This is a genomic window from Nitrospiraceae bacterium (assembly GCA_020632595.1).
GTDB lineage: Bacteria > Nitrospirota > Nitrospiria > Nitrospirales > UBA8639 > Nitrospira_E.
On the sequence record JACKFF010000015.1, the window covers coordinates 32348 to 46782 of the forward strand.

At 54.0% G+C, this 14435-nt stretch carries 8 protein-coding genes; 4 read left to right on the top strand and 4 right to left on the bottom strand.

Annotated features, from left to right (window positions below):
- Positions 1-2: 2 nt before the first annotated feature.
- Positions 3-1094 carry a hypothetical protein gene (locus H6750_18665; protein ID MCB9776329.1) on the top strand — a complete coding sequence of 364 codons (1092 nt, stop codon included), beginning with the start codon at positions 3-5 and terminating at the stop codon, positions 1092-1094.
- A 457-nt stretch (positions 1095-1551) separates the two neighbouring features.
- Here H6750_18665 and H6750_18670 read toward each other — a convergent pair whose 3' ends face one another.
- The 4 genes from H6750_18670 to H6750_18685 form a co-directional block, all read right to left on the bottom strand.
- A complete protein-coding gene (locus H6750_18670; protein ID MCB9776330.1) occupies positions 1552-4083 on the bottom strand; it encodes a response regulator in 2532 nt (843 codons plus the stop codon).
- Between the two features lie 269 nt (positions 4084-4352).
- On the bottom strand, positions 4353-4787 hold the full coding sequence (locus tag H6750_18675; protein ID MCB9776331.1) for a hypothetical protein: 435 nt from the start codon (positions 4785-4787) through the stop codon (positions 4353-4355).
- A gap of 398 nt (positions 4788-5185) precedes the next feature.
- Positions 5186-7222 (bottom strand): glycogen debranching enzyme family protein, encoded by a 2037-nt coding sequence (locus tag H6750_18680; protein MCB9776332.1) that lies wholly within the window; start codon positions 7220-7222, stop codon positions 5186-5188.
- A 49-nt stretch (positions 7223-7271) separates the two neighbouring features.
- A complete protein-coding gene (locus H6750_18685) occupies positions 7272-9941 on the bottom strand; it encodes a glucosidase (protein ID MCB9776333.1) in 2670 nt (889 codons plus the stop codon).
- 563 nt (positions 9942-10504) lie between these two features.
- Between H6750_18685 and H6750_18690 the strand changes: the two genes are divergently transcribed.
- The 3 genes from H6750_18690 (at position 10505) to H6750_18700 (ending at position 14429) form a co-directional block, all read left to right on the top strand.
- A complete protein-coding gene (locus H6750_18690) occupies positions 10505-12934 on the top strand; it encodes a sigma 54-interacting transcriptional regulator (GenBank protein ID MCB9776334.1) in 2430 nt (809 codons plus the stop codon).
- A gap of 406 nt (positions 12935-13340) precedes the next feature.
- Complete coding sequence (locus tag H6750_18695) at positions 13341-13598, top strand: STAS domain-containing protein (protein ID MCB9776335.1); 258 nt, start codon at positions 13341-13343, stop codon at positions 13596-13598.
- Positions 13599-13622: 24 nt separating this feature from the next.
- Positions 13623-14429 carry a sigma-70 family RNA polymerase sigma factor gene (locus H6750_18700; GenBank protein MCB9776336.1) on the top strand — a complete coding sequence of 269 codons (807 nt, stop codon included), beginning with the start codon at positions 13623-13625 and terminating at the stop codon, positions 14427-14429.
- Positions 14430-14435 lie beyond the last annotated feature (6 nt).

The following is a 14435-nucleotide window of genomic DNA, read 5'->3' on the forward strand; positions in this document are numbered from 1 at the left end:
CTATGCGTCGAGTGCTCGTTTGCCTGTTTGTGCTGGTCTTCGTCACCGGACCTTCCGACGGAATGGCCCGGCGGGTGCATCTTTCCTCTGAACAGATCTCGCAGTTAGCTCAGATCCATATCCTTCTTCTTACTTCCAGCGTCAGGACGGAGGAGGGACTCGTTCAGTCGGAGGCATTGCATACTCTGGTTGCCAAGCGATTTCAAGAACTGGGATTTTCGGTCGTGAGCGATTCCTCAGCTTCGCATGATGTAGAGTTTCGCGTGTTTTGTGAGGAGCGGAAACGGTTTGTGGGAACCACACCCGGGGGTGGGGATGCGGAATTGGAGGAGGCCCCTGATCGTCTATGGAATGGTCCGGCCTGCCGGTTCCGATATCATTTGAATGGTGTAGACCTGGGTTGGCTCACGGAGGTACGGGGTCCTTCTTCTGATGAGAAGCTCGGGTTCCGTGAGTCCGGGGAAGCCTTTGAAGAGAGTGCTGCCTTTGTCTCGCTGCTTCAAGAGGTGGCACGATCGGAGTTTCCGTTGCTGGCCATGGCTGATTGGGGACATGCCTCACGGTTAGCCACGCTCCTGTTGGATCCTGACACCCCACCGGCTCAACAACAACTCATTGTCCAACAGTTGGCAGGTTTTTCCACCTCTACATTTCTTCCTAACCTGCTGACTGTTATTCAACGGCAGCATTTTCCGGTGGAAGCGGTTGAGGCCCTGGCATCCGCGGGAGAGGAAGGGTTGCCGCATCTTGTGGCCTTGTTTCAGGACCGGAACCAGTTGCCTATGATTCAGGCGTCCGCCGTCAGAGGGATTGGCCGGATTTATGGCACAACGGGAAACCGGGCTGCGTTTGAGCCGATGGTGGAGTATCTGGCAGAAGCGGTGGATACGATGGCCTCACCGGATGATATTGAGTTTCCGGTGCTCACGGCGGTGGTCTGGTCTCTGAGTAAAAGTCGGTCAGACCGGGTGCTCGGGCTCCTGCACCGTCTGCAAGCGAAAATCTGGATCTATCATGATCAGTCCGGGAACATGCAGGAACTTCGAGAAGCGGTCAGTGCCGTGTCAAAGTTTCTTGATCACGTGCAACTCTGAGGTGATGAGGTGTGGAAATACAGTATTAGGGATAAGGAAATTCCCGGCAAAGGCGAGTAGGAATGGTAAATTCAATAGATGGGTCCCAAATCAAATGTCGGGATGACGGAGAAGAGGTTTTGGAAAACAAAGGCATCTTCAGGCTGGGCATAAATTCTTCGGCGTGGCTTCAGAATGACAAGGCGAGTGGGGGGACTGCCTAAAGGAATCTGAGGATCTCGGGGAATTGTGGAGTCTTTTGGCTGGGCTCAGATTCTTCGGCGTGGCCTCAGAATGACAATGGGGTTCGGGAACAATTGGGGGACGTGTATGACTTCGGACACGGTCCAGACTTGGGGGACACGTAGAGCATACGGTGGTTGGCCGTCAAAGATTACTCCCGGCGTTAACCGGCCCCTCCATCTTCAAACATCTCCGGACTGCGCCGGCCATATTCCTCAATCGCCAGATCATACGGTCAGGTGTTTAATCCGATCACTTGATAGACGGAAAGAGGCTTTTGAATGCCTTTCAGTGCGAGTTCCCCGACCGGTTCGGTCGAGACCAGATTTCCGAGAAGGAAGGCGATCTGTTCCGGGACCAGGATTTGGCCGTGTTGGGCTTCGTTGCAGAGTCTGGATGCCAGATTGGTGACAGGGCCGATCGCGGCATAGTCCGTTCGTCCTTCAAATCCTATCGCACCGATCGTCGCATATCCGGTCGCAATACCGATGCCTATTCCGAGGGGAATGCCGCGTTTCTTCCATTGCTCTTCTAAAGAAAGGACTTCTTGTCGCATGGCGATTGCCATGCGCACCGCTTGTTCGGCGTGATTGGGACAGGGCTGCGGGTCGTTAAAATAGACCATGATGCCGTCGCCGGCAAATCGCTCAAGCGTTCCGCCATATTCCGAGATCAGGTAACCCATCGCCGCCTGGTATTCACGGAGGACGGCCATCACCTCTTCGGGAGCCACCGTTTCAGTAAAGGGTGTGAATCCTCGAAGATCGATAAAGAGCACGGTGATTTTGCTGCGATGCCCTTTCAGGAAATCCTCGTGGTCACCCGACATGATCATGTCGGCCAGATTTTGGGGTAAGAACCTGGCTAATTTTTCTTTCTGTAATTGCACGAGTTCCTGTTCTTGTGCGCGTGCTCGAATCAGGTTGCCGACGCGAGCCAGGAGTTCCGGTTCGTCGAAGGGTTTGGACAGATAATCGTCGGCTCCTGCTTCCAGACTTTCAATACGTGCTTCGGTCCCAGCGCGGGCTGTTAAGAAAATCACGGGGGTCGATCGAAGAGTCTTATCGACTCGAACGGCTTTCAAAAGGTCCTGTCCGCTCATTTTCGGCATCATGACATCCGTCAGGATCAATGCCGGGCGCAAGTGTTGAGCTATCTCCAGAGCTTCCGCCCCGTCCCTGGCTACCATGATCTGATATTGTCTGTGCAATATTTTTTTGACGTACCCTCGCATATCGGCATTGTCGTCGACCACCAACACCAATGGGGCGTCCTTTTTTTCAGCGGGGGAAAGGAAGGACTCATCGTCTTTCTGTTCGTCTTCGGCTGGCCTGGGAAGAATGTCCCGGTCCTCCTCGTCATCTTGAATGGCAAGCATCTGGTCAGCGGTCACATTCCCGCGAGGCAACGTGATGGTAAATACGGAACCACGGCCGGGGTCGCTTTCCACCGCAATGGTTCCCCCATGCAGCATGACGATTTCCTTCACCAGGGCCAATCCGATCCCGCTGCCTTCATACCGCCTCGTGGCACTGCTTTCCACTTGAGTGAATCGGTCGAAGATTCGCCCTAATTGATCGGGTGGAATGCCGATGCCGTTGTCTTCAACCTCCAGTTCAATGAAATGTTCCTTGGTGGAGAGACGAATCCAGACCTGGCCTTCATGGGGATCGCTGAACTTGAAGGCGTTGGAGAGCAGGTTATACAGAACCTTTTTCATTTGGAGTGGATCGGCCTCCAAGGCCACCGGTTGCATGAGGCCTTTCACATGGATACGACGAGTCGGGCTGGAATCGAAGTTCATCACCACACTGCTCACGAGCCCAGCGAAATCCATACACCGTTTGTTTGGAGTGGTGCGACCGCTGTCGAATTTAGCCAGATCCAGCAACTCATTGATGAGAAACAAGAGTCTTGATGCATTCCGTAAGCCGGTCTGGACTACCTCTTTGGCTTCTGCGCCTAGTGCAGATTTCAAGAGAGTCTTAAATGCACCCACCGCCAGAGTGAGCGGCGTGCGAATTTCATGGCTGATATTGGCGAAAAACTCACTTTTCAATCGATCCAGTTCGAGAAGTTTTTGATTAGAGGTCTCCAATTCAACCCTTGCCTTGCGCTCGAAGAGCCGTGCTTGAAATTCGGCCCGCTGCAGTCGCTCGTAAAGGGAAACCGAGAAGAGTAAGGCGACACAGGTCCATACGAGGAAAAACGAGTTCTCAATGGCTGCATCGATATCAGCCGTCACAGAAGTCTTGAGAAAGTTCAGTCCGTAATACGCCACGAGCGTTCCGGCTTGAGCGATGAGATGACTTGGCCAGGACACCGGGACAATGACCGCTGCAGCCAGGAACACGAGATTGAGCCCGTTGTAATACTGGGCTGTGAATCCGCCAAGCACGACGGTCATCTGGACGATACACAGATTGCCAATCAATACCCAAAGTATTAAGAACACATGTGGCGGGATTGCAGCAGGTTGGTACCTCACCAGCAGAAGGCATACGAGGAGCCCTAACTCCAAAATCGTGCGTATATCGAGGATAGCATTGAGATGTTCTCGATGGAGGAGGACGTCGGCCACAATGAACGCAGGGTTGGCGACCAAACCCAAAAGATAGAGCACGGTGAGACGTTCCCAGGCAAAGCGGGTGCACCAATTTGTGTAGGATTCAGGTTCATGGAGCTGCGAACTGTCTTCCTTGGTCTTTACGAGTGCCAGGAAAAAGTTGTGTACCGTTAACCCCGCTGATTCCTTCTGCTGCGCCACATTGGAACCTATAGCTGAGAGTGTTATTGATGTATTACGCCCTCACTGATTCAATTGCCGAACAAGCCGACCCTTTCTTCCAGATTTGCTCCTGGCGAGCTGTGTGAAATAGTCGGTGTCCTATCAGTACTTGACTCGTCCACTTCTAAGGAATGTACCAATGAGCCGGGAGCAGACCGGCGGATTGTTCCGATTGGCCCATACATCAACGGCCATGTAGGATGAGGGCCGTCGCGAATCCCGGAATGAACTCAAGAGATTTTGATAATCTATCTATCCGCCACGGCCTCGACCGCGAATACGTCAGCCGCAGGTGCCTGCCAACAGATGCAAGCCGGAAAAAAGGAGTAGAAAAAGGAAGGGCTATTCTCGCCCAACAGGTCCGCACCAGCGTACTCATTTTTAATGATCGTAACGGATGACCCACTCTTTTTCTTGATATCCGGCCACGGAGTGTTGGCTATGGGAACGCCAACCTTATGAGGTGGACTGATGAGGGACGAAGAAAGCTGGAGCGTCGGGCTCCTGGCCGCCAAGGCCACCGGCTGCATGGTCTTGAGGAATAGGACTACCTTGTGGCTCAGGAGAGGCGGCTGAACAAAACTATTGCCGGTGTGTGGTGAATCGACCGTGAGTGCGTTGGCTGCGGGCCGTCCGTCCTGCATTTGGTCCATCGCGATCCAGCGAGATGGCACCGGCAACATGACGGTGCCTCCTGCCGGTTGTGTACAACACTATAGATAAAACACCTATTATCTTCAAATCCTATAAGTCCCGATTAATTGGGGAACATTTGAGGTTGAATGTGGGAGGGAACACTATTCGTGAAAGGGGCATTTGCGGAAATAGAAGGATCTCGCTGAGTCTTGATATCTTCAGGGTGGGCCAGATTCTTCGTCGTGGCCTCAGCATGACAAGGCGGGCGGGAGACGACATGGGGACACGGAAGATCTTGCTAAGCCGTGGCATCTTCAGGCCGGTCACAGATTCTTCGCCTCTGGCTCAGAATGACCTTCCTAGGAGGAATGATCGAGGAGGCAAGTCTCCGTGGGATCAGAATGGCAACTATAATGAAGAATAGCCGGATATCAAAATCGTTTTATTATGTAGGCCTGTGGTTTTCTGTTCTATGCTTGTTGGTGGACGCGTGAATGAGATGCCAGGCGCGGAGGACTTCGGCCACGGTCCAGGCCTGGGCGATACAGCCACGTGGAGCGAATGGCGGTTGCCCGTCAAAGATTTCCCCCAGCGTTCCCAGTCCGTAATCGTTGAGATGATGAGCCATTGGTGCAAGATACGACAGCGCAGCTTCGGGATTGCGATAGACCCGGAAGTGTGCCAGCACAAAAGGACCGAGTAGCCAGCCCCAGACGGTGCCTTGATGATAGGCGCCATCCCTCTGCCGGATATCACCTTCATATTGTCCTACATATTGCGGATTGTCCTGCCCCAGGCTGCGTAACCCGTAAGAGGTGTAAAGATGTTGAGCGCAATAATCCACGACAGCATGTTGCTGTTTGTAGGTGAGCGGACTGTTGGGTAACGAAACGGCGAACAATTGATTGGGTCGTGGGGCTGGATCATGTCCATGCGGTCCGTCCAGCACGTCATAACACCGGTGTACTGGTTCGTTCCAGAACCGTTGAAAGGATGTGTGGATGGCCCTGGCTGTTTGTAGAAATTCCTCGTGCGGCGCTTTCATGGTCCTGGCCAATTGGCTCAGGGTGAGCCAGGCTTGGTACCACAGCGCATTGATTTCGACCGGTTTGCCGATCCGCGGAGTCACGACCCAGTCTCCGATCTTGGCGTCCATCCAGGTGAGCTGCACGCCGGGCTCTCCGGCATAAAGTAAGTGATCGGCCGGATCCATACCGATTCCAAACCTGGTGCCCTTGCGATACCACGCCAGCATCTCGACCAGCGCGGGAAAGATCGTTTTGAGAAAGGCGCGGTCATCGGTGGCGTCCACATATTGGCGGACGGCCTCGATATACCAGAGCGTGGCATCAACGGTGTTGTATTCGGGTTCTTCCCCTGCGTCGGGGAAACGATTGGGCAGCATGCCTTGGTTGGCATATTGCGCGAAGGTCGACAGGATGCTGCGAGCGATGTCAACGCGCCTGGTGGTCAGGGTGAGTCCCGGTAGGCTGATCATCGTGTCCCGGCCCCAATCTCCAAACCAGTGATACCCGGCAATGATCGTATGCCCGCTGTCGTGAGGGGTCAGGGGGCGTGAGGCGATGAATTGATCGGCGGCCAGTGTGAGCTGTTGGATCCAGTCCGGCCAATTCGGGTGTGGCTGTTTTGTCGTGGACTCGGATTGGAGCAATGCCATTTCATGACGTCGGCGGGATTCGAAACACGAAGCGGCGGGCCTGGACGGCTTAGGACGGGTGCTGGCCATCCAGGTCATCTCTTCGCCCGGTTTCAAGTCGAGGGTCCACGTGCCGATGTGCAGATGATGTTCGCGATCGGGAAGTCCCCGTTCGCGTTCGAGCGGCAGATCGTAATCGTGGTACCACAAATTGGCGGCTTCAACCGATCCTCCCGATGCGGATAGGATAAACGGAGAACCTTCTGTGGGTAGAATCTGGAGTCCATGCGGGATGGGAGTGGTTGAAAATTCCGGGAGAGTGTCCAGCGTGATGCTATGGTAGTCCCGGTGATTGATGAAAGCCCGCAGATTGAGACGAATTGGAAGCGATCCTCTGGTGAAGGAGTACTTCACATACGTGGTATTCTCACCGGGTTCCATCCATAGGCGCTTTTCGACTAATGCATTGCCGATGGCAAACGTCCAGACCGGTGTCGTGCCTTCCAGGCGGAAGCGTTCCAGCCATACAAATCCCATTGGCGACACGGTCCCGCTATGCCAATGATTGGTGGAGAGCTGAACGATCTTTTCCTGGTACTCCACGGTTTCTTCCAGTTTGCTGACCAACAAGGTGCGTCCGAGGGGTGGCTTGAGGGCGGCGATGAGCAGGCCGTGATACCGTCGGGTCAGGGAACCCGCCACGGTGCCGGAGGCGAACCCTCCGATGCCGTTAGTGACGACCCATTCCCGTCGTTCGGACAGCCACACATCACCACAAATCTCCCTTCCAAAATCCACGACCTGTGGCCAGATTGGTGCGCTCATGGACAGGGTTGGCCTGCGATCTGAGGGCTTTGTCGTGGAAGGCATGATCCTATTCTCCTGCTTGTTCCAACAGTTTGGTGACAAGTCCGGTCCAGCCCGTTTGGTGGCTGGCGCCCAATCCCGCCCCGTTGTCCCCGTGAAAATATTCATGGAATAACAGGTAGTCCCGCCAATGCGGATCCTGTTGAAACCTGGCGACTCCACCGAAGATCGGTCGATGGCCCGAAGGATCACGCAGGAAGAGACGATTGAGGCGATGGGAAATTTCCGCCGCGACTTGCCACAGTGTCTGTTGCGATCCTGAGCCGGTCGGGCAGTCCACGGTGAGATGATCACCAAAGAAATGATGGAATTTTTGTAACGATTCGATGATCAGAAAATTCACCGGGAACCAAACCGGTCCTCTCCAATTGGAGTTGCCGCCGAATAAGCCGGTCCTGGATTCTGCCGGTTCATAATCCACGCGATGTTCATGTCCATTCACATGGAGCACATAGGGATGGTCTTGATGATATTTGGATAAGGCTCGAACGCCATATGTGGAGAGGAATTCCTCTTCATCCAGCATGTACTTCATGACGCGCGGGAGTTGTTCTTGATCCACAATGGAGAGCATCCGGCGAACACTTCCATCCGGCAGGCTGGTTGAGCAGACATGGCGCCGGAATTCCGGGCGGTTTTCGATAAACCACAACAGGCGCCGTTTAAAGCCCGGCAAGGCATCCACCACTTCCGGTTCCAACGTCTCAACGGCAAAGAGCGGGATGAGTCCCACCATGGACCGGACCTTTATTTGTTGAGAATGGCCGCCCGGGAAATGCAACATGTCATAATAGAATCCGTCGGTCTCATCCCATAGGGAGGCTTCGTGATTGCCCTCGCCGATGTGATTGATGGCATGCGAGATGTAGACAAAATGTTCAAAAAATTTGCTGGCCACATCGCCATAGGCCGGATCGTGTCGTGCCAGTTCCAGGGCAATGGCCAGCATATTTAAACAGTACATGCCCATCCAACTGGTGCCGTCGGATTGATCGATATATCCGCCGGTTGGAAGCGGCGCGGACCGGTCGAAGAGGCCGATGTTATCCAGTCCGAGAAACCCTCCCTGAAAAATGTTTCGGCCATCGGCATCTTTCCGGTTCACCCACCAGGTAAAATTCAGGAGGAGTTTGTGGAAAATCTTGGCCAACCACACCCGGTCGGCTTTGCCCCTGATGCGTTTTTCAATTTTATACACCCGCCAGGTGGCCCAGGCGTGGACGGGGGGATTTACATCGCCGAACGCCCACTCATACGCCGGAATTTGCCCGTTGGGATGCATGTACCATTCTCTGACCAATAGCCGAAGCTGATCTTTTGCGAAGTCCGGGTCCACCAGGGCTAATGGCACGCAATGAAAGGCAAGGTCCCAGGCCGCAAACCACGGATATTCCCATTTGTCGGGCATGGAAATGATGTCTTCATTATAGAGGTGCTTCCAATCCGTGTTCCGGCCATTTTTTCGCCCTGCGGGCGGCGGCGGTCCTGTGGGGTCGCCGGCCAGCCAGGTGCGCACGTCAAAATGATAAAACTGTTTGCTCCACAGCATTCCCGCAAATGCCTGACGCTGAACATTTTGGGCATCGGCGGAATGGCACGTTCCGAGGCGTTTGGCAAAAAATTCGTCCGCCTCCTGTTGGCGCGCGGGGAAAATGGTTTCGAACTCTTCCCCCAACTGGCCTTCGGTCGGAGGGAGGTTGGTCAATCGCAGTCGGTAAGTGATGCTTTGTCCGGGGGGAATCAACGGGTGATAATGGACCGCAGCCTTCGTTCCCACTTGTGCGGGATTTACGGTCCCTGGTGCGCCGGTGACGATATAGTCATTGATCCCGTCTTTGACATAGGGGCCGGCGTTGGGCACTCCATAGAGCCGTTGCGTGTTGGTGTCATTTTCGGTAAAGAGCATGTCCGGAGTGCCTTCGCATAACAACCATCGCGACCCGTATTGTTCATGATCCAGGTGGATGGCCTGCGCATCGCCAAGGTCTTCATCCCGATTGAGAGTGGGACGTGGAGCATGCGGCGTCCAGGACCAGGTGTTGCGAAACCAGATGGTCGGCAAGACATGAAGTTCCGCAAAATCAGGCCCCCGGTTATGGGCGGTAATCCGGATCAGGATGTCCTCGTGCGTCGCTTTGGCATATTCGAGAAACACGTCGAAATACCGGTTGTCATCAAACACACCCGTGTCCATCAACTCATATTCCCAATCCTGTTTACCCCGCTTCCGGTTTTCTTCGATCAATTGGGCATAGGGAAAGGGGTGTTGGGGATATTTATACAAAAACTTCATGTAGGAATGCGTCGGTGTGGAGTCCAGGTAAAAGTAATACTCTTTGACGTCTTCCCCGTGGTTGCCTTCGTTCCCGGTCAAGCCAAACAAGCGTTCCTTCAGAATCGGATCTTTCCCGTTCCAGAGGGCCAGGGCAAAGCAAATCCGCTGGTGGCGATCGCAGATGCCGCCGATGCCATCCTCTCCCCACCGATAGGCGCGTGAGCGGGCCTGGTCATGGGGGAAATCCCCCCAGGCTTCGCCATTCGGACTGTAATCCTCACGGACCGTGCCCCATTGCCGTTCACTCAGATAGGGTCCCCACCGTTTCCAATGTACCGTCCGCTTTTTGGATTCTTCTAAGCGTTCTTCTTCGGTGGTCAGGTGAGATGTGCTGTTGGACATGGATGGGGTTCCCTATGAACAGATGCCTGACGGGTTATCGCTGGAGAGTTTGCAGGACATGTCCGTTCCGGGTCCAGATCATCAGGTCACGGCAAAATTCCCGGTCCGATCGCGGGATGTTTCCAGGCTCCGAAATCTGAAACATGTTCTGAGATGTTGGCAATGTGTCACAAAGGCGGATGAAGGGTTGGTCGCTAAACAGGTCTGCTGGAGAAGAGGTCATTGAGTGGTACATCAAGTATAGTCGAGTTTACCTGCTCCATCCCATAATTTTAGTGTATCACGAGAAAACCGTAAACTGTCCCAGGTATCCGGCCAGGATGATAGGGGGATCAACCTCCGGAAAATTCCTCCATGCCGTGCAATTTTCCTTGACCGGTTCCGGAACCGAATGACAGGGTCCCAGGAGAAGTCGGTCAGGGGAATGTTAGGGAAGTTGTCGGAATAATCCGGCAACCACTCTATTTCCTTTCACCCGGTTCCTTGGAGATAATAGCGCCGGTAGGGTCCTACTCAAGCCGGCCAGGTTTTTCTCACGCATTGCCATTTCAGAGGAGGGTGTCATGGCTGAGGTACACACCACGTCTCCATTTTACTCTGAGGGAGAGTCCGTTACTTCGGCCCTTTCCGCTCAGATGTCTTCACTCGGTCCCGTCCCTGTGCTCCAGGACGAAGTGCTTCACCGAGTGATCAAAGGGGTGGAGGCGCAGACGGGAGAGAAATTTTTTGACACGTTGGTCGAAGAGTTGGCCAGGGCGCTGGGAGTGAAATATGCCTACCTGTCGGAATTCAATCAAGTGGACGGATGTTTTTATTCAAAAGCCGGATGGTCACCGAACGGATTGGTCCCTCCTTTCCGGGTGCCGGCTGGTGGTCCCTGTGCCGTGGTTCTGACTCCTCAGGTGGTCCATCATGCCGACGGCTTGGCCGATTGTTACCCCGGAGTTCAGGTCATTAAAGACTGGGGAGCCATCAGTTATTGCGGCCTTCCCCTCATCAATGCTTCCGGAAAGGTGGCCGGGCATTTGGCGGTGCTCGATGATAAGCCGATGCCCAACGGGGACTATACGGCTTCTATTATGCGTATTTTCGCCGCTCGGGCGGTGGCGGAAATTGAACGGGCGGCCTTGGACCAAGCCCTCAGAAAAAGTGATTCCATTCTGCGGCTCGTCGATGAAGGCACCGCTTCGACCTCAGGAGGGGAGTTTTTCCAGGCACTGGCTTGCAACCTGGCAAAGGCGCTGGGTGTCCGGTACGCCTTTGTGGGGCAACTCATGGCAGATACCGGACGAGTGAGAACGCTGGCATTTTGGAACGGCGAGGCCTTCATTGAAAACTTTGAATATAATCTGGAGCATAGCCCCTGCCAACAAGTGCTAGCCGGAGAAATCTGCCATTTCCCTGAACGTGTTCAACAACGGTTTCCACATGAAAAAGGGCTGGCCGATCTGGGCGCAGAAAGTTATTTGGCCATTCCGTTGCTCAACCAGGCGGGTGAAGTGCTGGGGCACCTGGCCGCGCTGGATGTGCAACCCATGCCGATGGATGCCAGGCTGCTTCCGCTCTTTCGAATCTTCGGTGCCAGGGCGGGAGCGGAATTAGAACGACAGAAAATCCATGCCAGGCTTGCGGAAAGTGAAAAACAATTGCGTGATCTGTTCGATGAGGCACCGATTGCCTATGTGAACGAAGGACTGGATTCCAGGTTTATCCGGGCCAACCGGGTGGCGATGCAGACCCTGGGCATCACGCCCGATCAGGTGGAAGGGACGTACGGCAAATCGTTTATCCCCGAGACTCCGGACGCGCAAAAGCGGATGAAAGAGGCATTTGATGCGATTGGCCAAGGCACCGATACCAGCGGGGTGGTGCTGGAATTGCGCCGCAAGGACACGGGGAAACCCCTTTGGATCCAATGGTGGTCCAGGCCCGATCCCGGCGGGACCTATACCCGCACCATGTTCCTGGATATCACCGACAAAGTCCTCATGGAACAGGAAAAGGCCAGGCTTGAAGCGCAGAATACGTATCTGCGGGAGGAAATCCAAAGTGTGCACAATTTTGAAGAGGTGATTGGATCGTCATCGACTCTGAAAAAAGTTTTGCGCAACGTCGAGCGGGTGGCTCCCACCGATTCCACCGTACTCGTGACGGGCGAGACCGGAACCGGCAAGGAGTTGATCGCCAGGGCCATTCATAATCTCAGTCCTCGCAAGTCCAAGCCGCTGGTCAAAGTCAATTGTGCCGCCATTCCTGCCGGGTTGATCGAAAGCGAACTCTTCGGGCATGAGAAGGGCGCATTCACCGGAGCGTTGACCAAAAAAATCGGACGGTTTGAATTGGCCGACAAAGGGACGATTTTTCTGGACGAAATCGGCGAACTGCCTTTGGATTTGCAAGCGAAACTCCTACGGGTCCTCCAAGAGGGAGAGTTTGAACGAGTAGGGGGCACGCAAACCTTTAAGGTCAACGTCCGGGTCATCGCCGCCACCAACCGGGATCTCGAGCAATTGTCCGGAATGGGGCAATACCGGTCCGATCTGTATTATCGGCTGAATGTGTTTCCCATTCACCTTCCCTCACTTCGTGAGCGGGAAGGGGATATTCCCCTTCTGGCCCAATATTTTGTGCGGAAATGCGCCACGAATTTAGGAAAAAAAATCGACCGGATTCCGGAAGCGATGATGGCGTCGTTGCGGCAATATTCCTGGCCCGGGAATATCCGCGAGTTGGAGCATGTCATTGAACGGGCCGTCATTCTCACGGAAGGATCTTCCCTGGAACCCATCGAATTGTCGACGGGGGCGCGGGGAGGCGGGTCGGTGTCAACTGTCATGACATTGGAGGAGCGTGAACGGCGGCATATCATGGAAATCCTGGAACAAACGGGTTGGCGGGTCAGTGGAAAGGAGGGGGCTGCGGAGTTGCTGGGGTTGAAGCCCACCACCTTGGAAGCCCGAATGAAGAAGCTGGGAATTACAAGAAAAAAATAGGAGAGATTCCCAATATTTTGTGAAGGTCACAACATATTGGGAAAAAATATTGGGAATACCGACCAGGCCTTCATCAAGCAAAGAATAAAAAACCTCATTGAAACCGGCCACTTGGATGCTGTCTAAGTGGCCGGTTTTTTTTTGGCCCGATGGTTGCTCAATACCCTTCATGAGAACGTTGAATAACAAATACATCCAAGAGGAAAAAGGCCAAATTCATGTTGGATGTTTTGAGGTCGGGGAGCTGTTCAAAAAAGTTCGTCCAGCAAGGCCGCAGTCAGTTTTTCGCGCGGAGCGTACTTCCAGTACGTGAGCAAGGAAAAATGGCGAGAACGCAGTTGGCGGCTTTTTTCAACAGCTTCCACGCATGAAACAGTTCACATCAAGCAACAGGAAACCCTGACCCATGATTCGACTCACGGTCAAAGCCACACAGGACGGAACGACGACTGTGGAAATCGAAGGACGAATCGTATCGGAATGGATCAACGTGGTCGAAACCGAATGTCAGGGCCTGTTGGCTCAAGGCACCAAGGTGGTGCTTGATTGTTCAGCGGTGAGTTTTGTGGGAGAGGATGGGGTCCGCATGATTCGGCGGCTCATCACCCAAGGCTGTGGCATTAAAAATTGTCCGTCATTCATTCAGCAGATCTTATTTACTTAAATGGTTTCGATGGAGGAGCGTCCCATGAGTACAATTACAGCAGAATCGATCGATGGTCTGTTCAGTGCACCCGCGTCAGGTCGGCTCAGAAAATCCGCGACCCCGGCACTCCGGGTATTCAAAAGCCACGACCGTCACGAAGGTCGAGCGGAAGACGATCCTGCAGAAGCGGCCTTAGTGGAACGCGTTCGACGCGGCGAAGAAACGGCGTTTAAGGAATTGGTCGAACGCTATCATTTACCATTACGCCGGGTTGCCTTGACCTTCGTGCATAGCGAGGCGGTGGCCGAGGAAGTCGTGCAAGATACCTGGATGGCGGTGTTGGAAGGCATTCATCGCTTTGAGGAGCGCTCGTCCTTAAAAACGTGGATCTTTCGCATTCTGGTCAATCGGGCCAAAACGCAAGGGGTGCGGGAAAGCCGGTACGTGGAATTTCCCCAAAAGGTTTCCGATGCCGATCAAGGGGGACACGACATGGTGGATGAACTGCCCGCTGCTCCGGGAGGAGAGGGGTGCCCTGGAAATTATTCCGGAATCATTTTTTCTCAAACGGAAGCGTCACCCGAAGGGAAGCTGTTGAATAAGGAAATGGTCGAGCGGATGTATGTCGTCATTCGTACCCTTCCGGCTATGCAGCGACAAGTAATTCTGCTGCGGGATGTAGAGGGGGGTACATCCGAGGACATCTGCCGGATGCTGGGCGTCTCCGAATCCAATCAGCGTGTGCTGTTACATCGCGCCAGGACAAAAGTTCGTCAGGCCTTGGCACCTTATATGGATGAGTCCAATCCCTATGCCTCAAAATCCTGTGCCCTTAGGCCCTGTGCGTGAACGGTG

What these genes read in the sequence shown, in the direction of transcription:
- H6750_18665 (MCB9776329.1), top strand. Translation starts at nt 3, where the DNA reads ATGCGTCGAGTGCTCGTTTGCCTGTTTGTGCTGGTCTTCGTCACCGGA.
- H6750_18675 (MCB9776331.1), bottom strand. Translation starts at nt 4,787, where the DNA reads ATGTTGCCGGTGCCATCTCGCTGGATCGCGATGGACCAAATGCAGGAC.
- H6750_18680 (MCB9776332.1), bottom strand. Translation starts at nt 7,222, where the DNA reads ATGAGCGCACCAATCTGGCCACAGGTCGTGGATTTTGGAAGGGAGATT.
- H6750_18685 (MCB9776333.1), bottom strand. Translation starts at nt 9,941, where the DNA reads ATGTCCAACAGCACATCTCACCTGACCACCGAAGAAGAACGCTTAGAA.
- H6750_18690 (MCB9776334.1), top strand. Translation starts at nt 10,505, where the DNA reads ATGGCTGAGGTACACACCACGTCTCCATTTTACTCTGAGGGAGAGTCC.
- H6750_18695 (MCB9776335.1), top strand. Translation starts at nt 13,341, where the DNA reads ATGATTCGACTCACGGTCAAAGCCACACAGGACGGAACGACGACTGTG.
- H6750_18700 (MCB9776336.1), top strand. Translation starts at nt 13,623, where the DNA reads ATGAGTACAATTACAGCAGAATCGATCGATGGTCTGTTCAGTGCACCC.